Origin of the sequence: Kordiimonas sp. (genome assembly GCF_048264555.1) — a bacterium.
GTDB lineage: Bacteria > Pseudomonadota > Alphaproteobacteria > Sphingomonadales > Kordiimonadaceae > Kordiimonas.
The window spans coordinates 15468-39716 of the sequence record NZ_JBLXCX010000007.1; the positions used below are offsets into that span (position 1 = coordinate 15468).

Below are 24249 nucleotides of genomic sequence, written 5' to 3' on the forward strand. Positions count from 1 at the left end.
AACACGCGGTATAGGCGGGAACAAATGTAATTGCTCGCTCAAACCACGCTTTGGCTTCTGATAAATTTTGCCCTTTTCCTTGACCAACCGCCACTTCGTCATAATCAACAGGGTATAGATGTGCAGCTTACCGACGGTAGACAAAGGCCAGACCCTATGAACGATACCATGAGAATTGTACCGCTTGCCGGTGTCAAAAACTTCCGGGACATGGGCGGATACAGCACGCGTGACGGACGTAGCGTCAAATGGGGTCATCTGTTTCGTTCTGGTCATCTCTCTGACATGACCGACGAATGCGGCACTGAGCTGACCGCACGAGATATCGGGACCGTAATCGACTTTCGTTCCGACCGTGAAAAAGAGCGCCACCCGGTGCGCTGGCCAAGAAGCTGGGCGCCTGACTATCACGCGCTCCCCATCGGTGGGAATGCGGCGGCCTGGGTGCATGATCTGTTTGAACGCATTGCCACAAGCCCTTTTCCAGCGGATGAGTTGAGAGAACAGTTCATCATGGCGTTTGAGACCATACCCGTTCGCAACGCCAGTGGGGTGAAGGATTATTTTGATGCCATCATTGACCGGACCGCACCTGGCGCTGTGCTCTTTCACTGTACTGCAGGCAAGGATAGAACGGGTATTACCGGTGCATTGATGTTGCGCGCGCTTGGTGTTGATGAAGATCAGGTGATGGCGGACTTTCTGATGACCAATCAGGCCGTAGACCTTGATGAGACCAGCGCACGACTGGCAGGCTGGCTCTCCTCACGCGCCAACCGTGAAATCAAGCCGAAAGACGTGTTTCCTCTTGTAGGCGTGGAGGCAGATTTCCTGCATGCTGCAGACAAGGCTATCAGCGCTGAATTTGGAAGCCTGGAGAGCTATATGACGAGTGTTCTCGGTCTAACGCCGTCTCGGCTTGAAAAACTGCGCGCGTCATTCCTGAACGGATGAGCCAGCCGCATCAGTTCCTTCCAGCAACTGCACCAAAATACCGTCACGATTCAAGCGTGTGATTGCCGCATTGATACGCGGAAGCAGCTCAGCGTGCGCGCGATGAACACGTATCTTTTGCTGTGCCCTTATGCGCACACTCCCCAGCTCAAAGGTGTTTGGCTGATCGATCGTTAACGCCTGGAAATCCACGTTGCTGATCACGCCCACATCGGCACGGTCCGCTGCCAACAACTTCAGCACGTCTGAGAGGTCGCGCCCTTCTACTGTCACACCAAAAAATGGCCGGTCCTGATACTCAAAACCTGCAACAACCGCGACCCTCAACTGCAGTAGGTCTTCCGGTTTTTCTATTTCCCGCACATCCCCAGCCCTAAATACATATTGCTCACGTGTCAGGTAAAACGTGTCACTCCAGAGCTGTGCATTCATTTCTTCTGGCCGCACCCGCCACATTGGGGCAGTGCAGCAATCCAGAACAATTTCACCGCTTGTAAACATGCGGCGCTTCCGCTCCTCAGGCGCGTCCACAAATTCCGGCTTGATATTGGCTTCTTCCAAAATCGCACGCCATGCCGCCTGAAAACCGGGGCTACTGCTTTCGCTGGCCTTGACGGTCACCGGCTCTTCGGGTTTCTGGTCCGCGCCGGACATGGTCGCTTCCTGCAAAATCTCGGCTATCACACCGCTATCCTGCAGTCGGGCAATTGCCGCGTTAATCCGTGGTACCAGCGCGGCGTAATCCTTGTGAACCCTCAGCCTGAGGTCAGCAACAAAATGCGCCTCTCCAAGCTCAAGCGGGCGAGGCCGCAGGCGCATGCGGCGGTAAAAATCCTGCTGGTTGATCATGCCGACCTGTGCGCGACCTGCCACCAGCATATCAAGCACATCTTCCATATCCCGCACCTCAACGGTGCTGCCGAAATAGTCCTCATACTGGTAGTTAAACCCACGCACTTTCGCCACACGCAATTTGCGAAGCGCCTCTGGCGTGGGGATAGACAGCACATGGCCTTTTTTAAAAACATAATGTTCCGCTGAATGATGAAACGCGTCAGAGAACAGTTGAACCGCTTCCTCACCCGGTGCCTGACGCCATATGGGGGATGCGCAGCAATCAATAGCAATCACCCCGTCGAGAAACATGCGGCGCTTGCGGCCATGGGGCGCAGAGATGAAGTCAACCTTGATCCCGGCTTCATCAAGAATGGCCGCGAAGACTTTAGAGTAGGCAATCGAGTCACTCTGGCCCGCGCGCACAGCGGAAGGGTCGTCCGCTACCGCACCGACGGAAAGATAAAATATCACAGCAAGAAAGCCGCAGATAATCCTATGGAAAAGCCTTATAGTCAGTTCTCTGTCCTCTGGCCAAAGATCTAGTCATCTATATTGGCGTAGTCACGTTAAAAAAACGCTACCTAAAGCCTTACCACAACCTCTCAGGCTTATTCAGGTACCTTCATATCGCGAAGACGTGCCCCGGTCAGGTGAGCAATCCGGCCATTCGCGTTCAATGCTTTTATAGCGGCCTCAATGCGTGGCAGGAGATCCGCGCGCGAGTTATGCACTCTGGCACGTAGTGCAAGCCGGTGATGCTCCGGCCCCAATGCAAGCGGTAATGGATTGAGCTTTTGCCTGCGGCGAAACTCCTGATGATTTGCAATGGTGAGGTCTGCCTCACCTTGCGCCACAGCCTCAAATACCTCGCCAAGCGAGACACGAACGACCGTATCGCCGAAGGTCGCATCGCGGCGATAAGCAAATCCTTGTACAACACCAACACGGTATGCGCTCAAATCGGTTGGGTCGGGCAAAGCGTATTCCCGCCCCTCCTGTACGATCAGATGATCGACCGTGTAGAAAAAGGGCGACGTCCAGAGCTGGGTTTCTTTCTCGTCCTCGCGAGCGCGCCAATCTGGGACCGAGCAACAATCAAGAACCAGTTCGCCTTTTACGAACATATCCCTGCGAATGTCGCGCGGGGCAGCAATAAACTCCACCTCTATCTGTGCTTCCTCAAGAATGGCATGCCAGACATCCCTGAAAACGCTGTCACCAATCCGGCTGGCTTTCGCCACATCAGCCGCGTGGCTCGCCACACTTTGACAACCCAGTGTCACACCCAAGCACAGTGCAAATATCAGTCTGATCTTGTCCATCTCTAGCGCGCGCTCATTGAAGTTGCTACTTCACTCAACAAAAGGAGTTTATCCAAGCGGCCGTCAGCTTTCATTCTGGCAATGGCCGCATTGATCTTCGGTAAAAGGTCAGGCCGCGTCACATGCACACTGGCATGTAAATACCCGGATGCCATCACGTTGCCGAGCTCCATCGGCCACCGGCGTTTAGCCATTTCAAACCGAAACTGCAAGCCTGTGATAATGCCGACATCTGCCCGGTGCATTTCAAGCAGCGTGAGAATATCCGTATGGTCGCGGCCGTCGATGCGGTCACCAAACTGGTCCTGCCACATATAATCAAAGCCGCGAATGCCCGCCACACGCAGCGAAGTCAGGTCGCTACCATCTTTGATGGGCACGACTTCACCTTTGCGAAACACATAATAAGCCTGCGCAAAATAGATGGGATCGGTAAAAAGATGCGTCGCTTTTTCCTCGGGCGTGTCCCGGTACATCGGCGGGTGACAACAGTCCAAGAGCAGATACCCTTCTATGAAGGAGCGCCTTTTCCTCTTGGCTGGCAGCGGCGAGAACACCACGTCAATGCCAGCCTCCTTGAGGATAGCCTCCCATATAGGCGCGTTAGGTGCTGTGCTTGCCTGGCCTGCGCGCACAACGCCTTCGGCCTGCCCGGCGCCCACAGAAGTGCAGACGCAGAAAACTACACCAATGATAATTGCAAGCTGACTACAAACCTTCAACAGCGCCGAACCTTATCTCTCTCGCCCCTACTTCACTATCTTTCACAGACCTTGAAAAAAGATGAACGGCTTCGGTGAAAAAAACGGGGCCCAAAGGCCCCGTTTCTAATCAGCTTCCATGATCAAGCCTATCCTTTGCGCTCAACCATCATTTTCTTGATCTCCGCAATCGCTTTTGCCGGGTTCAAACCCTTAGGGCACGCGTTTGCACAGTTCATAATGGTGTGGCAGCGATAAAGTCGGAACGGGTCCTCAAGGTTGTCGAGGCGCTCGCCCGTTGCTTCATCACGGCTATCGATCAACCAGCGATAGGCTTGCAATAGTACAGCAGGCCCAAGGTATTTGTCATCGTTCCACCAATAGCTTGGGCAAGAGGTGGAGCAACAGGCGCACAAGATGCACTCATAAAGGCCATCGAGCTTCGCGCGGTCTTCATGGCTTTGAAGGCGCTCTTTCTCAGGCGTGGTGCTTTGGGTCTGCATCCATGGTTTGATAGAAGCATATTGCGCATAGAAGTTGGAAAGGTCTGGCACCAGATCTTTCACCACTTCCTGGTGCGGCAGTGGGGTGATAGAGACATCACCTTTTGCGTCTTCGATCGCTGTTGTGCACGCAAGGCCGTTTTTACCGTTGATGTTCATGGCGCAGGAGCCACAAACCCCCTCACGGCAGGACCGACGGAAGGTAACAGTGCTATCCATCTCATTTTTGATTTTAATGAGAGCATCAAGCACCATCGGGCCACAACCGTCCATGTCTACCTCAAAGGTATCCATGCGCGGGTTTTCACCGTCATCCGGGTTCCAGCGATACACGTGAAACGCCCGGGTGTTCGATGCACCTTCCGCCTTGACGGTCTTACCCTTGCCAACGCGGGAGTTTTTGGGAAGCGAAAATTCAGCCATTTGTCTACATCCTTCCCTTAATATACCCGAGCCTTAGGCTTGATATAGTCGACTTCCTCAGTGAGGGTATAGTCATGCACAGGGCGCTCACCCAGCGTGACCTTCTTGCCGTCAAACCAGCCTACGGTATGTTTCATCCAGTTTTTGTCGTCCCGGTCAGGGTAATCTTCATGCATATGCGCGCCGCGGCTTTCTTTACGCGCCGAAGCACCATGCATGGTCAGAACCGCCTGCCCGATAAGGTTATCAAGCTCAAGCGTTTCAATAAGATCACTGTTCCAGACCAGTGAACGGTCGGTGGTTTTAAGGTCACCAAACCCTGCCGCCACTTCATCTATAAGCTTCACGCCTTCCGTGAGCACTTCTTCTGTCCGGAAAACCGCACAGTTGTTTTGCATCACGCGTTGCATCTTGAGGCGCATGTCCGCAGTTGGCGTTGAGCCATCCGCATATCGGGCTTTGTCAAGACGACCGAGAGCCATCTCTTCATAGCCTTTTGGCAGCGGTTTCTGGGTCGCGCCTGCTTTGGTCGTCTCCGCCACACGGTGCGCGGTTGCACGGCCAAACACAACAAGGTCAATGAGCGAGTTTGAACCCAGGCGATTGGCGCCGTGCACTGACACACAAGCCGCTTCACCTACCGCATAAAGCCCTGGCACAGTTGCGTCCGGGTCTTTTTTGGTCGGGTTAATCACTTCACCATGATAGTTGGTTGGGATACCGCCCATGTTGTAGTGCACGGTTGGGATGATCGGGATCGGCTGTTTGGTTACATCCACGCCCGCGAATACTTTCGCAGATTCAGAGATACCCGGCAGACGTTCCGCCAAAATCGCAGGATCAAGATGGTCAAGGTGCAGGAACATATGATCCTTGTTGGCACCAACGCCGCGCCCTTCCCTGATCTCATTTGAGATCGAGCGGGAGACTACATCGCGAGATGCGAGGTCTTTGGCACTCGGTGCGTACCGCTCCATAAAGCGTTCGCCTTCGCTGTTGATCAGGATACCACCCTCACCACGTGCGCCTTCGGTGATCAGAACACCCGCACCGTAAATGCCGGTTGGGTGGAACTGAACGAACTCAAGGTCCTGCAAGCCAATGCCAGCCCGCAGCGCCATACCGCCACCGTCACCAGTACAGGTGTGGGCGGATGTGCAGGAGAAATAGGCCCGGCCATACCCGCCTGTTGCCAAAACAACAGACTGGCTGCGGAATGCGTGGATCGAACCATCTTCCATGTTCATGGCGATAACACCGCGGCATTCGCCGCCTTCCATGATCAGATCGATCGCGAAATATTCGATATAGAAGTCACTGTCATACTTCAGTGACTGCTGGTAGAGCCCGTGCAACATGGCGTGGCCTGTGCGGTCAGCGGCCGCACACGTGCGCTGTGCTGGTGGCCCTTCACCAAACTCGGTGGTCATGCCGCCAAAAGCACGCTGGTAGATCTTGCCTTCTTCTGTGCGGGAGAATGGCACACCGTAGTGCTCCAGCTCATACACAGCCGCCGGTGCTTCACGCACCATATACTCAATCGCGTCCTGATCACCAAGCCAGTCAGAGCCTTTAACCGTGTCATACATATGCCACTGCCAGCTGTCTGGGCCCATGTTGCCAAGCGATGCCGCGATACCACCCTGCGCCGCAACCGTGTGCGACCGGGTTGGGAATACTTTTGTGATACAGGCTGTTTTCAGGCCCGCTTCCGCGAGGCCCATGGTTGCGCGGAGGCCCGAGCCGCCCGCACCAACAACAACCGCATCATAAGTGTGTACTGTAATGGGATAGCTGCTCGTCATGATTTATCCCCCAAACGCTATACGAAGAACGGAGAAGATGCTGAGCGCCGCGATCAGCACACAAGCGAAGGTGATCACCAGCATTGAGGCGATCTTGGTGCCTTTGTCATGCACATAATCTTCGACGATGACCTGCAGACCAAGCCGCATGTGATAAACGAAGTTCGCGACAAACAGGATCACGAGAACGCTTGCAAACGGCTGCTTGAGCCAAGCAACCCATTCAGCGTGGCTTTTGCCCACATTACCCACAAATGAGATAACCATGAAGATCACCAAGGGGATGTTGGCAATGGCGGTAACCCGTTGCAGCCACCAGTGGTGCGTGCCGTCTTTCGCGGAACCAAGCCCACGAACCTTGGCAAGTGGTGTTTTCATATCAGCCATGGCTTACATCACCCCCAGAACTTTATAGGCCGCAACCCAGATCACAACCGTCATCACGATCGAGAACAGGAAGGTCAGCCGGGCGGATGCTGTGTTGGACTTCAGGTCATACATTTTGCCCATGTCCATGATCAGGTGACGGATACCGCCAGCCAGATGCTGCATCAACGCGAAGGTTAGCCCAAGAAGCACAAGGCGACCGACGATCGACCCTGCATAGCCTTGAACGATATCGAAATACTCGTGCCCCGTCGCAAGAGCCACCAACCACCAGGTAAGAAGGATAGACCCAAAAGCCAGCGCCGCACCGGTTGCCCGGTTGATAATCGACGCCGCCATGTGCCATCCCCAGCGATAAACCTGTAAGTGGGGCGAAAGCGGGCGTTTCACTTGAGCCATGAATAATCCCCTGACAGAATTGACATATTGGCCCTGCGGCAGCGAATGCTGCGCCGCAGAAAGAATCAGGCATTGTTTTAGCTCCCCATACGGCCCAACCGCAAGAAAGGATTTGGGTAAATCCCGAAATTTAGTGGTGACGCGGGAGCAATTATGCCAGTTCCCGGCATGAGGTAGGGCGGCTGGAGCAGCAGACAATGCAAGATGCCTCCCTTTATAAAATAATCTCAACCCACCATTGCAGAACATACACCCGTCTGCTACGCACCGTGTAGATTATACGATTACATTATTCTGGTCTTGGGGGTCTGGACTGATGATTTTTTTTCAAGCGCGCCGGCTCGTGCGTGTCGTTTGCTGTACTGTTATTATTTCATGTTCGGCCTTAAGCCTCGTATTTCTCTCGCCAACAACAAAAGCTGGCGACCTCATTCCAGTTGAGGCATTTGCGGCACTGCCCGACTTTTCTGGCGCCAAACTTTCCCCTAGCGGTCTGTCTGTCGCATATTTTGTTGAAATAGAGGGGAAATCAAACGTCGTCGTACAGGACTTGGGCGGCACCGAGCGCATTCTTATCCCACCTATGGATATAGGCGGCATCGACAATTTCTATTGGGCCAATGACGACATCATCTTGGTTAAGTTTGGTTTTGCGCAAGACAGATGGGCATTCAGCCGAACCTCGTACCAAACACGCATTGTCTCCTTTCACCGAAAAACACGCGAGCAAGTATGGCTTGGGCGACCCAAAAATGTCAGGCGAGGCTCAAGCAGCCGCGAGTTCACCTCTCAGTTTGAACGCATCGTCGATATGCTTGCAACTGACCCAGATCATATCTTGATGCAGATGGACTTTGAACTAGACGGTACACCATCTGTTTTTAAGGTAAATGTAGAGACAGGTTTGCGCCGAGATGAAAAAGCCGGTCGGCGCGGCATCCAAACCTGGTTTACCGACGCAAACTCAGACGTTCGTCTTGGGTACGGTTATGACGGTTCCAAACGTATGGCTATATACAAGGATCCAGATACCGGCTGGGAAGACCTTAAAAAAACAGACTGGTTCGAAAAATATGAGGTGGAGGGTTTTACCGACCGGCCGGACACCCTTTATGTGAGCGGCTTGAGCACATACGGAAAACGAGGACTATTCGAGCTCAACTTCCGGACTGGCGAGATATCTGACACGATTTTTGCTCACGAAGAGGTAGACATCTCCCACATCGTGCAGCATCCGCTAACCGGCAGGTTGTCTGGCGTTGCGTATATTGATGACTACTACCGTATTGAGTACATGGACCCGGACCTTCAACTGGTGCAACGCAGCCTTGAACGGGCACTGCCCGGCCACAACGTACTGATCACCAGCCGCGCGAGAGACAGTGAACTTTATTTGGTTTTAATGGATAGCGATCAAAACCCAGGGCACTACTATTTCTACAATCGCGGCGCCAAAACACTCGATTTTGTCATGGCGTCACGTGCACAAATAGACCCAGCCAAGATGGCGCTCACAAGACGGGTCGATATCCCTGTCCGTGATGGCACCTTCATTCCCGCCTATATCACTGAGCCCGAAGGCACAGGGAAAAGAGCTTTGCCCACGATTGTCCTGCCTCATGGTGGACCCAGCTCCCGCGATACTGGTGACTGGGATTATTGGACGCAGTTTTATACAAGCCGGGGTTATCTGGTACTGCGACCAAATTTCCGCGGTTCAACCGGTTATGGCCCCGCGTTTGAAGCTTTGGGAAACCATCAATGGGGTGGACTGATGCAGGATGATGTAAGCGATGCTACTCGCTGGCTGATATCAGAAGGATACGCAGACCCGAACCGCATTTGCATTGTTGGAGCTTCCTACGGTGGCTATGCTGCGCTGATGGGTGTAGTCAAAGAACAAGGCCTTTATGCCTGCGCTATCTCTGTAAACGGCGTAACCGACCTGCCTCGCATGAAGTATGAGGACACAAAATTTATCGGCGGCAGAAGCTGGACCAAAGAAATGGGTCTGGAAGGCGCTGAAGACGAAACCGTCTCACCGCACGATCGCGCTGATGAAATCAACGTACCCGTCATGTTAATCGCATCAAAGGATGATATGCGTATCTCCTATAAGTTCACGAGAAGCACACATAAAAAACTTCGGAAGCTGGGTAAGGACAGCACCTATATCGAGATTGAAGATGGCGGACATTCCATGAGCACACGGAATGCTCGGCTTACTATGCTTTCTGAAACAGAGAAATTTCTAGCCAAACATATCGGGAATTAATTCAGATCGTGCGGGACATCTGATTCACTCGCACGCGCATTAAACTATTGTTGTAATTTATTATTTTGGGGGACCACTGGAATGATCATCAGCCAATTGAAGCAATGCGCAGGCGCAATGGCGCTTGTTGCTATTGTTGCCGGACAACATGTCAGCGCGCAAGAGCCACTGCCGGCGAAGGCCTATACGTCGCTGCCTAATATGCAATCGGTGAAGATGTCACCCAATGCTCAGCAGATTGGCTATATAACGCACAGTGAAGGCCGCAAGGTACTCATTCTTGAGAACACCGATGGCGGCGAGCGGATCATGGTCCCCCCAGTGGATGCGGCTGATATCCTGACCTTCTATTGGGCGACTGATGACAGGGTTCTGGTGGCGTATGAACTCGCAGGGTCTTTTGCAGGATCCGCGAACCAGACCCATACAGCCACACGGCTTATCGCAGTCAACCGAGACGGTACGAGCCCTGACTGGATCGTCAGAAACCACGAATATACCCGGGTCGGGTCGCGAGTGGGCAAAGAAGAGTATCCTCCCTCGCAGTATCAGCACCATATTGTCGACCTTTTAAGAGATGACCCTGAACATGTGCTGCTGTCATTGGATGCCGACCATGACGGTGCCTATGAAGTGCGTAAGATGAATATCTATGATGGTAGCTATAGCATCTACAGAGACGACCAGCGCGGCATCCAGTTTTGGTGGGCAGACCACACCGGAGATGTGCGCTTCGGCGCCGGTTATGTGGCCGGCAAAAGCGACTATGTCTCAACCCTAAAAGGCCCAGACGACAAATGGATATCGCTTCGCAATGCCGAATGGGCAAAAACCTACGAGGTAGAAGGCTTCACGGAGGCGAGCGATGTCATCTTCGTATCCGGGCCTAGCCAGTATGGCACCAATGGTCTCTATAAATTGAACCTCAATTCGGGCCAGGTCGTCGAAACCATCTTTGAACACAAACAGGTTGATGTTGGCGGAGTGCTTGACCACCCGGAAACGGGCAAGCCTGCGGGCTATTATTACACCGTGGACACACCAATGCTTGTGTATTTTGATGCAACGCTGAAAAAGGTGCAGGGCGCGATTGATAAAGCCCTGCCGAACACGCACAACCTGATTATCGGCAAAGCAAAGGGTGCCCACACCTATCTGATCGATGCAAGCAGCCCCAGTGACCCGGGCGTATATTACTGGCTCGATTTCAAATCCAAGGCGATGAACGTTCTCGGCTCCTATATGCCTGATGTCACCCCCGCGAGTTCCAGCCCCATAACAAGCGTGTCTGTGCCAATGCGAGACGGCACATATATCCCGGCCTATCTCACCCGCCCGAAGGGGCAGGAAGACGCCACCGGTTTGCCCACCGTTGTGTTGGTGCATGGTGGCCCACAGGCCCGAGATACAGCAAGCTGGGACTGGTGGAGCCAGTTTCTGGCCAGCCGCGGCTACGCCGTCCTGCAACCCAACTTCCGGGGCTCCACGGGGTATGGCAAAGCGTTTGAAGAAGCTGGTGAACTTCAGTGGGGTGGTTTGATGCAGGACGATGTAACCGATGCAACCAGATGGGCCATCGAAAGCGGCATCGCCGACAGCAAGAATATATGTATCATCGGGGCATCATACGGCGGTTATGCAGCCTTGATGGGGGTGATCAAAGAACAGGGTTTATATACCTGCGCGGCCTCCATCAATGGCGTGACTGACCTGCCGCGCCTGAAAGCGTCTGACAAATATGGGGTGATCGGCGGCAGGGCCTGGATCAAGACCATGGGGCTCAAGGGTCGTTCTGACAGTGATGTTTCACCCTATCACCGGGCCAAGGAGATCAGCGCCCCTGTGCTCTTGATGTCATCGAAGGACGACACACGGATCGACTACGATATGTCTGAAGACCTGAACAAAAAACTGGTAGGTCTCGGCAAGGAAAGCACCTATGTCCTGATGGATGATGGCGGCCACCAGATGGACACGGCAGCCTCACGCCTGACAGTTCTGACAGCGCTTGAAAAGTTCCTCGCCAAACATATCGGCAGTTAGGATAAGCGACTTTTAGGACGCCAGACTGGCGATGGCTTCGGCCATCGCTACTTGCCGCCGGGCTTCCTCTACATGCAGTTCTTCAACCATGCTCCCGTCAAGAACCGCGACGCCCGCGCCCTGCCCTTTCGCTTCCTCGAACGCGGCAATCATGCGGCGGGCAAGCGCTATGTCATCTGCGCTTGGCGCAAACATCTTATTGGCCGCATCCACCTGCGAGGGATGGATCAGCGTTTTGCCGTCAAAACCCATCTCGCACGCCTGCAAGCATTCATCTCGGAAACCATCCGCATCTTTGAAGTTGCCGTACACACCATCAAGTATCGTGAGCCCATACGCACGCGCGACCAATAGGGCCATCGAAAGCGCCGCCATAACCGGCGTGCGATTTTTTGTGTGACGGGCGCGCAGGTCCTTGATCAGGTCATTTGTTCCAACAACCCATGTGGTTTGCCTGTCTGTGACAGTGGCAAGCTCTTCAAGTCGCAGGTATGCCTTTGGTGTTTCAATCATTGACCAAAGCTCAACCCCATCGGCACCGCCAAGCCACGCGAGTTCTTCCTCAATACGGCTGAGTGTTGACGCCTCTTCAACCTTGGGCACCAGAACCGCGTCCGGCTTGCCGCTTAGCGCCGCGGCCAGGTCCTCACGCCACCAAGGTGTATCAAGGCCATTGATGCGCACAACCCGCAGCCGCTTGCCGTACCCGCCTGCTTTCAGGGCATCAGCCGCTTGCTGACGCGCAACCGCTTTTGCCTCCGGCGCGACCGCGTCCTCGAGGTCAAAAATCACGCCATCAGAGGGTATATCCCGCGCTTTCTCAAGCGCCCGCGCATTGGAGGCTGGCATGAAAAGCATGCTGCGGCAGGGTCTAAATTCGGTCATCCCACTCCCCCGTATGTGAAGGCCCGCACAGGTCGCACGGGCCCCACCATTTTTAGCAACCGTTAGCTGTTACCAGCCACAGGTGCGGTCTTTGTTCTGCTCATCCAGCCATTCTTTAAGCGGTGCAAAATACGCAATGATGGCATCACCACTCATTTCACGGCTGCCCGTGAAGGCTTCCAGTGCGTCCGGCCACGGCTTGGAGGCACCCATTTCCATCATGGCATTGAACTTGGCACCCACTTCCTTGTTGCCGTAGATCGAGCACTCAGCAAGCGGGCCAGTCCAACCAGCCTGATCACAAGCAGCCTTATAGAATTGGAACTGAAGGATCCGCGCGAGGAAATACCGCATGTAAGGCGTGTTGCCCGGGATGTGGTATTTGGCACCGGGGTCAAAGGCATCAGCCGGGCGCTCATTAGGCGCCTTCAGACCCTGATATTCCTCCCGAAGTTTCCACCATGCGTCGTTATACTGATCAGGCGCCACCTCGCCGGAGAACACCTGCCAACGCCACTTATCAACCATCAAGCCAAACGGCAGAAACGCCACCTTGTCCATCGCCTGACGCAAAAGCGCAGGGATCGGGTCGCTACTGGCGGGCACTTCCTCGATCAGGCCAATCTGTTTCAGATAGTCCGGCGTCATCGACAAGGCGACCATATCGCCAATGGCTTCATGGAAGCCATCATTCGCGCCATTTTGGTGCAGCGGGCTTTGGTCTTTATAGGCACGCTGATAGAAGTTGTGGCCAAGTTCATGGTGCACGGTGACAAAATCTTCACCATTGACCTTGGTGCACATCTTGATACGCACGTCGTCCTTGCTGTCGATGTTCCATGCCGATGCGTGGCACTGTACTTCCCGGTCTGCCGGTTTTACGAAAAGAGACCGTTCCCAGAAGGTATCAGGGAGAGGGGCAAAGCCAAGCGAAGTGAAAAACCCTTCTGCGGTTTTTGCCATCTTTTTAGCGTCATACCCTTTTTCAACCAGCTTGCTGGTCACATCAATGCTACCGCCCTCAGCGCCCTCAGGCTTCACGAGCGGATAGATGTTGCCCCACTCCTGCGCCCACATGTTGCCAAGCAGGTGCGCGGGGATCGGGCCGCTATCAGGCACCACCCGGTCACCATAAAAATCAGAAAGTTTCGCCCTCACGTGACAGTGCAGCGCATCATAAAGCGGCTTCACATCAGTCCACATATTGTCAACCATTGCGGCAAAGGCATCGGGGTCCATATCGTAACCCGCGCGCCACATGGCACCTACATCCTTATAACCGAGCTCGCCCGCGCCCTCGTTGGCGATATCCACCATGCGGGCATAATCGCCCTTCATCGGCTTGGAGATTTTATGCCAGCCGTCCCACGCTGCCAGCAGTCGCTCCGGCGTGCGGTCTTCCGCCATGATGTCCGACACATCGCCAAGCGACAGGGTCTTGCCCTCCATCTCGACTTTGCCGGTGCCATAGGTGGCATCAAGGTTGGCCTTGATGGTCGCGAGCTCTGCTGTTTTGGCCGCATCGTCCGGCGCAGGCAACGTCAATGCCCCCTTGAGAATGGTCATTTTGCGCGCAAGTTCAGGCGGCAAATCAAGTCCGTCAAATCGTTTTGCCTCGTTGGCAAGCTTGACACCCAGCAAAGTGAAGGCTTCATCAGCCTCAGCCACAATCATGTTGGTATCAACCGTAATGAAATTGGCTTGTACCCAAGCCTTGCGGCTGAAGCTTTTGCCCTCATCCGAAAGCTTCTGCTCAGCATCACGCATAAAAGCTTCAGCTTCGGCAACGGTAGGCGCAGCTGTTTTTGCCTCGTCTGCCTCACCTTTATCCTTTTCACCGCATGCGGTGAGCGACAGCGCGACTGTAAGCGCGATCACTGATATCCCTGATTTCCACTGTGCCATGATTACCCCTCTATTATGATTTTAGCTCTTTTAGGCCTGGTCCGCGCTTGCCCAAGCGCAGCCGCGAGATTTTGCAAATCGCCAGCACACCTGTCAACTGCCCGGATTGCATCCATTCCATAATTGCTGACGTTTCGTTAACCATCCTGTGCTGTAATAACACGTGCCTGAGGGGTCGCTATATTATTTAATGCCATGCCGCATTTGAATGTGGCTGTGCATGATGTGGAGACACGATGTCAGCCGTGAAGAAAAAAAGCGCCAGCACAGAGCCTTTGACCGCCCTTGAGGGCATCTCGCACCTCACCGGCAAAGCGTTTTTTCAGGCTTTATGCAAGCTATTGTCGGAGCAATATGGCGCCGATATCGCCTATATCTCGCAACTGAGCGATGACCATATGACGGCGCGGACACTGGCTCACTATGAAAACGGTGCCTCCAAGCCAGCGACTGACTACCCGCTTGACCTTACTCCCTGCTGGGAAACTGCGAACAAACGTGGCTGCTTTTACGGCAGCGCTGTTCGCGAAACCTATTCTGCTGACACCTATCTGGAAGAACATGAGATTGAAGGTTACATCGGCCTGCCGCTTATGGGTGAAGACCTGAAGCGCAGTGAGGGCACGCTCATCGCCATGAGCAAAACACCGGTTGAAGAGGATGGCCTCCTTCATCAAGTGATGAAGCTCGCCCGGTCTCGCGCCCAAGCGGAACTGATCCACACCAAGCATGAAAACAAGCTCAAGGAAACCATCAGCCAGGCGTTATTGCTCAACTATTCAAAGTCTATGTTCATGGCCAACATTGGCCACGAGCTGCGCACTCCCTTGGGTGCCATGGTCGGCTACGCTTCCCTCATCCGCGATGGGCAGGCCGACAAAACCACCATCAGCACCTATGCCAACAACATCTGCTCCTCGGGCGAGGAACTGTTGGCACTCATTGGCGATATCATGTCGCTCGCCATGCTTGAAATCTCCGACGAAACATCCAAGAAGGAAAAGTTTGATCTTCTCGATATCGCGCGCACTGGCAGGCGCCTCATCCAGCAGCAAGCGGGCAGCAAGAACCTGGCAGTATCTGCCGCAACTCGTTCGGATGCCCTGATCGTGCACGGCGATGCCGGACACACAAAAAAGGCGCTGATGAACATCCTCTCAAACGCGGTGAAATACACCAGCAAAGGCAAGATCGAGATTGTCGTTGAAGCGGATGGTGAGGGTAACGCGCGCCTCAGTGTGATTGACAGTGGCGTAGGCATGAGCGAAGCGGAAATTACAAAGGCCACCGAACCCCTTGGCACCTTCACTCACGCCTATGACATGCATCAGGAAGGCGCTGGTCTCGGCCTACCCATCACCGCCCTTTTGATGGAGCGCCAGGGTGGCAAGCTCTTGATTGAAAGTGAAAAAGGCAAAGGCACCAAAGCCCATCTCATTTTCCCGCGTGAGCTTGTACATGAAGAAGAGGGCGACTTTATCTAAAGCCGCCCTCCCGCAATTCCAGTTCTGTCCTCAGTGCTTATGCAGCCGCAGACAAAATACCCTGGTTCAAAAGTGATTCCGCGATCTGCACCGCGTTAAGCGCCGCACCTTTACGAAGGTTGTCGGATACCACCCAGATATTAAGACCGTTTTTCACCGTAGGGTCTTTGCGGATACGGGAAATGAAGGTCGCGAAATCACCCACACATTCAACGGGGGTGATATAGCCGCCGTCTTCCCGCTTATCGATCACCATACAGCCCGGCGCTTCCCGCAGAAGGGCACGCGCCTGCTTCTCGGTCATCTCGTTCTTGAACTCGATGTTGATCGCCTCTGAATGGCCCACAAACACCGGTACCCGCACACAAGTTGCTGTAAGCTGGATGTTGGGGTCGAGCATTTTGTGTGTCTCTGCCACCATCTTCCACTCTTCTTTGGTGGAACCATCATCCATGAACACATCAATGTGCGGGATCACGTTAAAAGCGATCTGTTTAGAGAATTTCTCTTTCACAATCGGGTCGTTCACAAACACCGCGCGTGTTTGGGTGAAAAGCTCATCCATCGCCTCATTACCCGCACCAGACACGGACTGGTATGTGGACACCACGACGCGTTTGATCACAGCGGCATCATGCAAAGGCTTGAGCGCCACCAGCATCTGAGCCGTGGAGCAGTTCGGGTTTGCGATGATATTCTTCTTGATCTTTTGCAGGTGGTGCGCGTTCACCTCCGGCACCACAAGTGGCACGTCAGGGTCCATGCGGTAATAGGACGAGTTATCGATCACCATAGCGCCTGCGGCTGCGGCCTTTGGGCCAAACTCTTTCGAGACACCGGACCCGGCGGCAAAAAGTGCGATATCCACCTCTTTGAAATCGAAGGTATCAAGGGCAACAACTGTGAGTTCCTTCTCGCCGAAGCCCACCTTCTGTCCCATCGATTTTCGCGACGCAATGGCAATAACTTCCGTCGCCGGGAAGTCCCGTTCAGCGAGGATGTTCAGCATTTCACGACCGACATTACCGGTCGCACCTACAACAGCGACACGAAAACCCATGTTAATCTCCTATGGGGCTATAATTCGGGGCCTTTTGTGAAGGCTACCCTCGATTTGGTCAAACTCTATTAGATGAAGTGATGGTTTAGTTTTACTGCGCTGGTCTCATGCCTTTTCGAGCATCTTGAGGATGGCGTCACCCATGCCGGATGTACCGACGCGCGTGAAGCCTTCCGCCCAGATATCACCGGTACGAACCTCATCAAGCGTACTGGCGACAGCAGCCTCAATCTTGTCTGCGGCATCGCCCATATCAAGGGAATACCTAAGCGCCATCGCGAACGACAGAATGGCCGCCAGCGGGTTTGCAATACCCTGCCCCGCGATGTCGGGCGCGGAGCCGTGCACAGGCTCGTAAAGCCCTGGCCCACCTGAGCCGAGCGACGCTGATGGCAACATACCGAGCGAGCCCGTCAGCATCGCTGCGGCATCTGAAAGCAGGTCACCAAACAAATTGTCAGTGAGGATCACATCGAACTGCTTGGGGTTTTTCACCAGTTGCATGGCGCAATTATCCGCAAGGATATGCTCAAGCTTTACGTCTGAATATTCCGCTGCATGCAGTTTGGTCACCTCTTCGCGCCACAAAAGACCAGCTTCCATCACGTTGGCTTTTTCAGCGCTATGCACCTTGCCACCGCGCTTGCGTGCCATCTCGAATGCTACGCGCGAGATACGAATGATTTCCTCGTCCGTATAACGCTGGGTGTTGATGCCAACACGCCCGCCGCCCGGCAGGTTTTCAATGCCGCGCGGCTCACCAAAATACACGCCGCCCGCCAACTCACGCACAAAAAGGATATCAAGCCCGGCCACGTATTCACGCTTCAAGCTAGAGGCATCCGCCAGCGCATCAAAGCACATGGCGGGCCTCAGGTTCGCGAACAGGTCCAGGTCTTTCCGCAGCCGCAGAAGGCCAGCTTCCGGGCGCTTGTCATAATCGGTTTTGCCGTCCCACTTGGGGCCACCAACACAGGCGAGCAGGATAGCGTCAGATGCTTTGGCGCGCGCAAGCGTCGCGTCAGAAAGCGGTGTGCCTTCCGCGTCATAAGCGCAACCGCCGATCAGGCCTTCTTCCACATCGAAGGTTACGCCATAAGCGCCTTCAACCCACGTCATCACGCGGCGAACCTGATCAGTGATCTCCGGCCCGATACCATCACCGGGCAACAGCATAATATTATAGGTGCTCATGAAACTTCCTCGCCTGTAGGGTGGTTTTATGCCCGGTAAAGCCAGGGCGTTTGCATCTTTTGCTTGGCTTCAAAATCGCCGATGGCGGCATTGGCTGTCAGGGTCTGGCCAATCTCATCAAGGCCCTGCATCAGCATGTCCTTGTGCTCGGAATTGAAGTCAAATTCATAGTGCGCGTTCTGACAGGTGACCGTTTGCGCATCCAAATCCACGTGGATTTCATGGCCTGCCTCTGCCGCCATTACCAGTGCATCCACAGCCTCCTGTGGCAACTCAACGGTCAGGATGCCGTTCTTGATGCAGTTGCCAGCAAAGATGTCTGCAAAACTCGGCGCGATAAGACAGCGGTAGCCAAGATCCGCAATTGCCCAAGGCGCATGCTCACGGCTGGAGCCACAGCCGAAGTTATCCCCTGCGATCAGGATTTTGGCGCCCTTATAACGCTCTCCGTCAAACACATTGTCTTCAATACGGTTGCCGTCAGCGTCAAACCGCACGCTTTCAAAGGCAAACTTGCCAAAGCCTGTGCGCTCGATCGACTTCAGGTGTTTTGCCGGGATGATGATATCCGTATCAATATTCACACGCGGGAAAGGCGTCGCGATTGAGGTGATTTTGGTAAATTTTTCCATCGTCTCTCTCCGCCCTTAAAAGTCGCGCACGTCAACAAAATGGCCAGCAATCGCCGCTGCGGCTGCCATGGCGGGGCTAACGAGGTGCGTGCGCGCGCCGGGGCCCTGCCTGCTGACAAAGTTGCGGTTGCTGGTTGATGCCACATGTTCGCCCGGACCCGCTTTGTCCGGGTTCATGGCAAGGCACATGGAACAGCCCGGCTCACGCCACTCAAACCCAGCGTCGGTAAATATCTTGTCGAGGCCTTCCTGCTCCGCCAGTTCTTTCACGAGACCAGAACCGGGTACAATCATCGCTTCAATGATATGACCCGCCACCTTGCGTCCCTTGATAACACTTGCGGCTTCGCGCAGGTCTTCAATCCGGCTGTTGGTGCAGGAGCCCACGAACACGCGGTCCACCTTGATATCAGTAATCGCCATGCCTTCCTTGAGGCCCATGTATTCAAGCGCTTTCACCACACCTTCCTGTTTCGCGCGGTCAGAAAAGCTGCTTGCCGCAGGGATAGTGCCGGTGACCGGCGCCACATCCTCCGGGCTTGTACCCCAGGTCACCAGCGGCACGATATCATTCCCGTTCAGCACAATCTCACGGTCGAACTGCGCACCGTCGTCTGAGCGCAGGGACTTCCAGTGCGAAACAGCCGCATCCCATTGCCCCGCCTTTGGTGCGTAAGGACGACCTTTCAGATAGTTGAAGGTTTTCTCATCCGGCGCCACAAGGCCTGCACGCGCCCCCGCCTCGATCGACATATTACAGAGCGTCATACGCCCTTCCATCGAGAGGCTTTCAATCACAGAACCCGCATATTCAATCACATGGCCTGTGCCGCCCGCCGTGCCAATATGGCCGATGATGGCAAGTGCCACATCTTTCGCTGAACAGCCAACGGGCAAAGTGCCGTCTACCGTCACGCGCATATTCTTTGATTTTTTGAGCACCAGTGTCTGGGTTGCCAGCACATGCTCAACCTCACTGGTGCCGATGCCAAACGCGAGTGCACCAAAGGCCCCATGGGTTGAGGTATGACTGTCACCACACACAAGCGTAACACCTGGCTGCGTGAAACCCTGCTCAGGTCCCACCACATGCACAATGCCCTGCCGCACATCATCCATTGGGATGTAGTCGAGCCCAAACTCTTTGACGTTTGTCTCAAGAGCAGCAAGCTGCGCGGTCGACATCGGGTCAGGGTTTGGCTTGTCCCGGTCTTTCGTCGGCACGTTATGGTCGGGCACCGCGATGATGCTGTCAGGGCGGCGGATGGTGCGGCCGCTTACACGCAAACCTTCAAACGCCTGTGGGCTTGTTACTTCATGCACAAGGTGACGATCGATATATAGTAGGGCAACATTGTCGCTTCGTTTCTCGACAACATGGCCTTCCCAGATCTTATCGTACATCGTCTTAGGCATTTTCAGCTCCGCTTATCGGTGGTCTTTACCTTCCCGGACCTTCCGGCATTTTAGTGTGTTTTCCAACATCATGCTCCATGAGAGCACGGGCTATATAACCAGCCAAAATGAAAAAACGGGGGCAGGATCTGCGACCCGCCCCCGTTCTTTATAGCCACCCTCGACAATACGCAACAAATAAAAAGCTTGTTGCCGAGGATTGTAATATTATTTCGCGTCGTTTTTGCGGAAATCGCGCTTTTCAACGATACGAGCAGCTTTACCGGTGCGGCCACGCAGGTAGTAAAGCTTCGCACGGCGTACTTTACCGCGGCGAACAACTGTGATGGCATCAACGGTTGGGCCGTAGAGTGGGAATACACGCTCAACACCTTCGCCGTAGGAAATTTTCCGTACGGTGAAGTTTGAGCTGATGCCCTTGTTAGCACGTGCAATGCAGACACCTTCGAATGCCTGAATACGCTCGCGCTCACCCTCTTTAACTTTCACGTCAACACGCAGTGTATCACCAGCGCCGAACTCAGGAATGGTTTTGTCTTCCGTGAGCTTGGCAATGTGCTCTTGCTCGAGCTTTTGAATGATGTTCATCGGTCTAAACCTTTTCTTCTTTTTCCCGAACATAGGTCGACCAGAGGTCCGGCCGGCGTATCCGAGTTAACTCTTCAGCTTTTTCGCGGCGCCACTGGGCGACACGACCATGGTGCCCACTTGTGAGCACCTCGGGAATTTCCCGATCTTCCCAGACCTGAGGTCTGGTGTATTGAGGGTACTCCAGGAGCCCACTCTCAAAACTCTCTTCATCCAGCGTCTCAGCCGCGCCCATCACACCGGGCAGCAGGCGAACCACCGCATCAAGCATCACAAGCGCCGCTGGTTCACCACCAGACAACACAAAATCTCCGACGCTGATCTCTTCCACGCCGCGCGCTTCCAAGACCCGTTCGTCAACACCTTCAAACCGGCCACACAAGAGCGTAACGCCACCTGCGTCTTTCCACCTGTGAGCCTCTTTCTGGTCGAAGCGTTTGCCTCGTGGGCTCATGTAAACAAGTGGCCATTCCGGTTTGGCTTCCGCGCGTGCTGCGTCTATCGCACGCCCCAAAATATCTGCTCTAAGCACCATTCCGGGGCCGCCACCCGCGGGGGTGTCGTCAACCGAGCGGTGCTTATCGCTCGAAAAATCTCGAATGTCCAGTGTTTTCAACGCCCACAGGCCATCGGTGAGCCCCTTGCCTGCCAGCGACATACCAAGGCAGCCCGGAAACATGTCGGGAAACAGGGTCAGAAGCTGCGCAGTGAAGGCGGGGTTCATGACTTTTCCCCTGACTTTCCAACGGCTTCATCACCATCACGTTCGCTCACTTGGGTCTCAACCCACGCGTCAAATGCGATGGTTACAGTGCCTGCTTTCAAATTCACGTCAGGCACATAAACCTTGCGAAACGGAATGAAAGCAAACCGACCGAGGCCCGGCAGCGGTTTCTCAAGCACCAACTCGAGAAGGTCGTCAGAGCCAAAATTCTCAACGGCACGGACAAAACCAACCGTAGCGCCCGCTTCATCACAAGCGTTCAGGCCAATAAGGTCAGCGAGGTAAAACTCGTCTTCTTCCTCAAGGGCAAATGCATCGCGCGGCACATAAAGCTTGGTGCTTTTAAGCGCCTGTGCGTCCTCGCGGTTTTTCACCCCGTCCATGCGGGCGATAAAACCTTCTTTATCCGCACGCAGCCGCTTGAGAGACACTTGCGCGCCACCTGCCCCCTTGTGAAGGGCGGGGTATGCAAAAATGGCTTCGGGGTCTTCCGTGAAGGATTTCAGGCGCACGTCGCCACGGACCCCATGCGCGCCAGACAGAACGCCCACACAGATCCAACCATCCTCAACACCGCGCTGCGCGCGTTCATGAGCCCCGGAAGCCATTTTGGCATCACCTTAAATGAACATGCCCGGCACATAAGCACCGGGCATGGATCATAGCGCTGTGATTACTCAGCAGCTTCTTCTTTAGCTTCTTCTGCTGGTGCTTCTTCAGCAGCAGGAGCTTCAGCCGCAGCTTTCGCGGCTTCTTCTGCTTCTTTTGCAGCTTCCGCAGCAGCTTCAGCTTTCGCTTTTTTCTCTTCGATCAGGTCGAGAGCGCGCTGGCCCGGCTTACCCTTGTTTGGGTTGTTGCGGGTTTTAGCTTCCACAAGACCAGCCGCTTCAAGGAAACGGGAAACACGGTCGGATGGCTTTGCGCCTTCACCGAGCCAGTGTTTTACACGATCAGCGTCAAAGCTTACGCGGTTCTCGTCGTCTTTCGCGAGCATTGGGTTGTAGTGGCCAACCTTCTCGATGAATTTACCGTCGCGGCGAGCGCGAGTGTCCGCAACTACGATACGGTAGTAAGGACGTTTTTTTGCGCCACCACGGGCAAGGCGAATTGCAACAGCCATTTTACTTTCCTTTCAGATGTCCGGTGCCTCACGGGCGTTGCCGGACGTATTCTCAAGTTTTAAAACAATTCTCAGATGAGGTTGGCGACCTCTTTATGAGAACAACTTGTCGAAGCCCGGCGGCAAGCCACCCGGCATTCCACCCATACCTGGCAGTCCGGGCATGCCGCCCTTCTTGCCCATACGGGACATCTTTTTCATCATCTTCGCCATCTGCATATGCATCTTGAGAAGCTTGTTCACCTCGGGCACGGATGTCCCGGAACCGGCGGCAACACGCTTCTTGCGGGAAGCGTTCAGAACCTGCGGTTTCCGGCGCTCCTGCGGCGTCATTGATGAAATGATCGCTTCCTGACGCTTGAAGACCTTGTCGTCAACGCCAGCATTCATTGCGCCCTTGAGCTTGCCCATACCGGGAAGCATGCCAAGAACACCTTTCATGCCGCCCATCTTTGACATCTGCTGCAGCTGGGTGCGCAGGTCATCAAGGTCAAACTCGCCTTTGGCCATCTTCTTGGCCATTTTCTCGGCGTCTTCTTTTTCAATGGTCTCTGCGGCTTTCTCAACAAGGCTGACAACGTCACCCATGCCAAGGATACGGCTCGCAACCCGCTCAGGATGAAAATCCTCAAGCGCATCCATTTTCTCGCCGGTACCTGCAAGCTTGATCGGCTTGCCAGTTACGGCTCGCATGGAAAGGGCAGCACCGCCACGGCCGTCACCATCCATACGTGTGAGCGCAACACCGGTGATCCCGACCTGCGCATCAAATTCTTTTGCCACATTCACCGCATCCTGACCGGTGAGGCTATCGGCAACCAGAAGGGTCTCAAGCGGCATGGTCGCGTTGCGTACCGCCACAACCTCTGCCATCAGCGCCTGATCAACATGCAGGCGGCCTGCGGTATCAAGCATCACCACGTCAAAGCCTTGCAGCTTTGCAGCATCAAGCGCGCGGCGGGCGATATCAACCGGCATCTGACCCGGGATGATCGGCAGCGTTTTAACACCGATCTGCTCACCGAGGATCTTCAGCTGCTCCTGCGCGGCCGGGCGACGCACGTCAAGAGATGCCATCAGCACCTTCTTGCGGTCTTTCTCCGTCAGGCGTTTCGCGATCTTCGCCGTTGTTGTGGTTTTACCGGAGCCCTGCAAACCCACCATCATGATGGCAACAGGCGGCACGCCCGCAACATTGAGGCCTGCACTTTCAGACCCGAGCATGGCGACAAGTTCGTCGTTCACGATTTTGACGACCTGCTGACCCGGCGTGACAGACTTCATCACCTCATGGCCAACAGCTTTGGTTTTTACTTTTGCGACAAATTCTTTGACAACCGGCAGCGCAACGTCGGCCTCAAGGAGAGCCACCCGCACTTCGCGGAGCGCTTCGGTGACATCTGATTCCTTGAGCGCACCACGGCGCTTCAAACCATCGAGAATTCCACCTAACCGATCGGACAAGCTGTCAAACATAAGCAAAATCGCCTTGCATCTTTTCCAAATTCATCTTTTCCATCAAAGGCTTGAAACAAACAATAATGGCACCAGTGGGCGAAACTCGCTGACTGGTGGGCATCTCAGGGCGAACC

Annotated in this window: 22 protein-coding genes; 4 read left to right on the top strand and 18 right to left on the bottom strand. The window is 54.4% G+C overall.

The genetic code is table 11. The features are described 5' to 3' along the window. The first annotated feature begins 156 nt into the window (after nt 1-156). Nucleotides 157-954: a tyrosine-protein phosphatase gene (locus tag ACN0XZ_RS16040; protein ID WP_417458811.1), complete on the top strand. Its 798-nt coding sequence runs from the start codon at nt 157-159 to the stop codon at nt 952-954. Here ACN0XZ_RS16040 and ACN0XZ_RS16045 read toward each other — a convergent pair. The 7 genes from ACN0XZ_RS16045 to sdhC form a co-directional block, all read right to left on the bottom strand. After that, on the bottom strand, nt 937-2262 hold the full coding sequence (locus ACN0XZ_RS16045) for a substrate-binding periplasmic protein (protein ID WP_417458812.1): 1326 nt from the start codon (nt 2260-2262) through the stop codon (nt 937-939). The two genes, ACN0XZ_RS16040 and ACN0XZ_RS16045, sit on opposite strands and share 18 nt — an antisense overlap. A gap of 137 nt (nt 2263-2399) precedes the next feature. Further along, nucleotides 2400-3113: a substrate-binding periplasmic protein gene (locus ACN0XZ_RS16050; protein WP_417458813.1), complete on the bottom strand. Its 714-nt coding sequence runs from the start codon at nt 3111-3113 to the stop codon at nt 2400-2402. A 2-nt stretch (nt 3114-3115) separates the two neighbouring features. Next, entirely contained in the window at nt 3116-3835 is a 720-nt protein-coding gene (locus ACN0XZ_RS16055; protein WP_417458814.1) for a substrate-binding periplasmic protein, read from the bottom strand. Nucleotides 3836-3963: 128 nt separating this feature from the next. Continuing rightward, nucleotides 3964-4740, bottom strand: coding sequence for a succinate dehydrogenase iron-sulfur subunit (locus ACN0XZ_RS16060; RefSeq protein WP_417458815.1), 777 nt, complete (start codon nt 4738-4740; stop codon nt 3964-3966). A 17-nt stretch (nt 4741-4757) separates the two neighbouring features. Beyond that, nucleotides 4758-6545, bottom strand: a complete 1788-nt coding sequence (sdhA, locus tag ACN0XZ_RS16065) for a succinate dehydrogenase flavoprotein subunit (RefSeq protein ID WP_417458816.1) — start codon at nt 6543-6545, stop codon at nt 4758-4760. A 3-nt stretch (nt 6546-6548) separates the two neighbouring features. Continuing rightward, nucleotides 6549-6932, bottom strand: a complete 384-nt coding sequence (sdhD, locus tag ACN0XZ_RS16070; protein WP_417458817.1) for a succinate dehydrogenase, hydrophobic membrane anchor protein — start codon at nt 6930-6932, stop codon at nt 6549-6551. A 3-nt stretch (nt 6933-6935) separates the two neighbouring features. Then, nucleotides 6936-7331, bottom strand: a complete 396-nt coding sequence (gene sdhC, locus ACN0XZ_RS16075; RefSeq protein WP_417458818.1) for a succinate dehydrogenase, cytochrome b556 subunit — start codon at nt 7329-7331, stop codon at nt 6936-6938. 316 nt (nt 7332-7647) lie between these two features. On the opposite strand from sdhC, the gene ACN0XZ_RS16080 reads away from it, so the two are divergent. Beyond that, a complete protein-coding gene (locus ACN0XZ_RS16080; protein ID WP_417458819.1) occupies nt 7648-9606 on the top strand; it encodes an alpha/beta hydrolase family protein in 1959 nt (652 codons plus the stop codon). Between the two features lie 81 nt (nt 9607-9687). Next, nucleotides 9688-11649 carry an alpha/beta hydrolase family protein gene (locus ACN0XZ_RS16085; RefSeq protein WP_417458820.1) on the top strand — a complete coding sequence of 654 codons (1962 nt, stop codon included), beginning with the start codon at nt 9688-9690 and terminating at the stop codon, nt 11647-11649. A gap of 12 nt (nt 11650-11661) precedes the next feature. Here the strand turns inward: ACN0XZ_RS16085 and ACN0XZ_RS16090 are convergent, their stop codons facing one another. Both ACN0XZ_RS16090 and ACN0XZ_RS16095 read right to left on the bottom strand, forming a co-directional pair. Continuing rightward, entirely contained in the window at nt 11662-12534 is an 873-nt protein-coding gene (locus ACN0XZ_RS16090; RefSeq protein WP_417458821.1) for an HpcH/HpaI aldolase/citrate lyase family protein, read from the bottom strand. 69 nt (nt 12535-12603) lie between these two features. After that, the gene (locus tag ACN0XZ_RS16095) at nt 12604-14439 is read right to left on the bottom strand and encodes a M2 family metallopeptidase (RefSeq protein ID WP_417458822.1); all 1836 of its coding nucleotides are present in this window, start codon (nt 14437-14439) and stop codon (nt 12604-12606) included. Between the two features lie 236 nt (nt 14440-14675). On the opposite strand from ACN0XZ_RS16095, the gene ACN0XZ_RS16100 reads away from it, so the two are divergent. Next, nucleotides 14676-15923, top strand: a complete 1248-nt coding sequence (locus tag ACN0XZ_RS16100; RefSeq protein ID WP_417458823.1) for an ATP-binding protein — start codon at nt 14676-14678, stop codon at nt 15921-15923. A 37-nt stretch (nt 15924-15960) separates the two neighbouring features. Here the strand turns inward: ACN0XZ_RS16100 and ACN0XZ_RS16105 are convergent, their stop codons facing one another. From ACN0XZ_RS16105 to ffh, 9 genes are all read right to left on the bottom strand, one after another. Continuing rightward, on the bottom strand, nt 15961-16983 hold the full coding sequence (locus tag ACN0XZ_RS16105) for an aspartate-semialdehyde dehydrogenase (protein WP_417458824.1): 1023 nt from the start codon (nt 16981-16983) through the stop codon (nt 15961-15963). Nucleotides 16984-17088: 105 nt separating this feature from the next. Continuing rightward, the gene (gene leuB, locus ACN0XZ_RS16110; RefSeq protein ID WP_417458825.1) at nt 17089-18177 is read right to left on the bottom strand and encodes a 3-isopropylmalate dehydrogenase; all 1089 of its coding nucleotides are present in this window, start codon (nt 18175-18177) and stop codon (nt 17089-17091) included. Between the two features lie 26 nt (nt 18178-18203). Beyond that, complete coding sequence (leuD, locus tag ACN0XZ_RS16115; RefSeq protein WP_417458826.1) at nt 18204-18809, bottom strand: 3-isopropylmalate dehydratase small subunit; 606 nt, start codon at nt 18807-18809, stop codon at nt 18204-18206. 15 nt (nt 18810-18824) lie between these two features. Further along, nucleotides 18825-20231 (bottom strand): 3-isopropylmalate dehydratase large subunit, encoded by a 1407-nt coding sequence (leuC, locus tag ACN0XZ_RS16120; protein WP_417458941.1) that lies wholly within the window; start codon nt 20229-20231, stop codon nt 18825-18827. A 201-nt stretch (nt 20232-20432) separates the two neighbouring features. After that, the gene (rplS, locus tag ACN0XZ_RS16125; protein ID WP_417458827.1) at nt 20433-20813 is read right to left on the bottom strand and encodes a 50S ribosomal protein L19; all 381 of its coding nucleotides are present in this window, start codon (nt 20811-20813) and stop codon (nt 20433-20435) included. Between the two features lie 4 nt (nt 20814-20817). Beyond that, the gene (gene trmD, locus ACN0XZ_RS16130; protein ID WP_417458828.1) at nt 20818-21537 is read right to left on the bottom strand and encodes a tRNA (guanosine(37)-N1)-methyltransferase TrmD; all 720 of its coding nucleotides are present in this window, start codon (nt 21535-21537) and stop codon (nt 20818-20820) included. Then, the gene (gene rimM / locus ACN0XZ_RS16135; protein ID WP_417458829.1) at nt 21534-22145 is read right to left on the bottom strand and encodes a ribosome maturation factor RimM; all 612 of its coding nucleotides are present in this window, start codon (nt 22143-22145) and stop codon (nt 21534-21536) included. Before rimM ends, trmD begins: the two co-directional genes overlap by 4 nt. Nucleotides 22146-22210: 65 nt before the next feature. After that, a complete protein-coding gene (rpsP, locus tag ACN0XZ_RS16140) occupies nt 22211-22657 on the bottom strand; it encodes a 30S ribosomal protein S16 (RefSeq protein ID WP_417458830.1) in 447 nt (148 codons plus the stop codon). Nucleotides 22658-22750: 93 nt separating this feature from the next. Further along, on the bottom strand, nt 22751-24133 hold the full coding sequence (gene ffh / locus ACN0XZ_RS16145; protein ID WP_417458831.1) for a signal recognition particle protein: 1383 nt from the start codon (nt 24131-24133) through the stop codon (nt 22751-22753). Nucleotides 24134-24249: the final 116 nt, after the last annotated feature.

Coding starts and splice junctions, on each gene's coding strand:
- ACN0XZ_RS16105 (WP_417458824.1), bottom strand. CDS start 16,983: ATGGGTTTTCGTGTCGCTGTTGTAGGTGCGACCGGTAATGTCGGTCGT.
- ACN0XZ_RS16080 (WP_417458819.1), top strand. CDS start 7,648: ATGATTTTTTTTCAAGCGCGCCGGCTCGTGCGTGTCGTTTGCTGTACT.
- sdhA (WP_417458816.1), bottom strand. CDS start 6,545: ATGACGAGCAGCTATCCCATTACAGTACACACTTATGATGCGGTTGTT.
- ACN0XZ_RS16060 (WP_417458815.1), bottom strand. CDS start 4,740: ATGGCTGAATTTTCGCTTCCCAAAAACTCCCGCGTTGGCAAGGGTAAG.
- sdhD (WP_417458817.1), bottom strand. CDS start 6,932: ATGGCTGATATGAAAACACCACTTGCCAAGGTTCGTGGGCTTGGTTCC.
- ACN0XZ_RS16040 (WP_417458811.1), top strand. CDS start 157: ATGAACGATACCATGAGAATTGTACCGCTTGCCGGTGTCAAAAACTTC.
- ACN0XZ_RS16085 (WP_417458820.1), top strand. CDS start 9,688: ATGATCATCAGCCAATTGAAGCAATGCGCAGGCGCAATGGCGCTTGTT.
- sdhC (WP_417458818.1), bottom strand. CDS start 7,331: ATGGCTCAAGTGAAACGCCCGCTTTCGCCCCACTTACAGGTTTATCGC.
- ACN0XZ_RS16100 (WP_417458823.1), top strand. CDS start 14,676: ATGTCAGCCGTGAAGAAAAAAAGCGCCAGCACAGAGCCTTTGACCGCC.
- ACN0XZ_RS16095 (WP_417458822.1), bottom strand. CDS start 14,439: ATGGCACAGTGGAAATCAGGGATATCAGTGATCGCGCTTACAGTCGCG.
- rimM (WP_417458829.1), bottom strand. CDS start 22,145: ATGGCTTCCGGGGCTCATGAACGCGCGCAGCGCGGTGTTGAGGATGGT.
- ACN0XZ_RS16050 (WP_417458813.1), bottom strand. CDS start 3,113: ATGGACAAGATCAGACTGATATTTGCACTGTGCTTGGGTGTGACACTG.
- leuD (WP_417458826.1), bottom strand. CDS start 18,809: ATGGAAAAATTTACCAAAATCACCTCAATCGCGACGCCTTTCCCGCGT.
- ACN0XZ_RS16090 (WP_417458821.1), bottom strand. CDS start 12,534: ATGACCGAATTTAGACCCTGCCGCAGCATGCTTTTCATGCCAGCCTCC.
- leuB (WP_417458825.1), bottom strand. CDS start 18,177: ATGAGCACCTATAATATTATGCTGTTGCCCGGTGATGGTATCGGGCCG.
- rplS (WP_417458827.1), bottom strand. CDS start 20,813: ATGAACATCATTCAAAAGCTCGAGCAAGAGCACATTGCCAAGCTCACG.
- ffh (WP_417458831.1), bottom strand. CDS start 24,133: ATGTTTGACAGCTTGTCCGATCGGTTAGGTGGAATTCTCGATGGTTTG.
- trmD (WP_417458828.1), bottom strand. CDS start 21,537: ATGAACCCCGCCTTCACTGCGCAGCTTCTGACCCTGTTTCCCGACATG.
- rpsP (WP_417458830.1), bottom strand. CDS start 22,657: ATGGCTGTTGCAATTCGCCTTGCCCGTGGTGGCGCAAAAAAACGTCCT.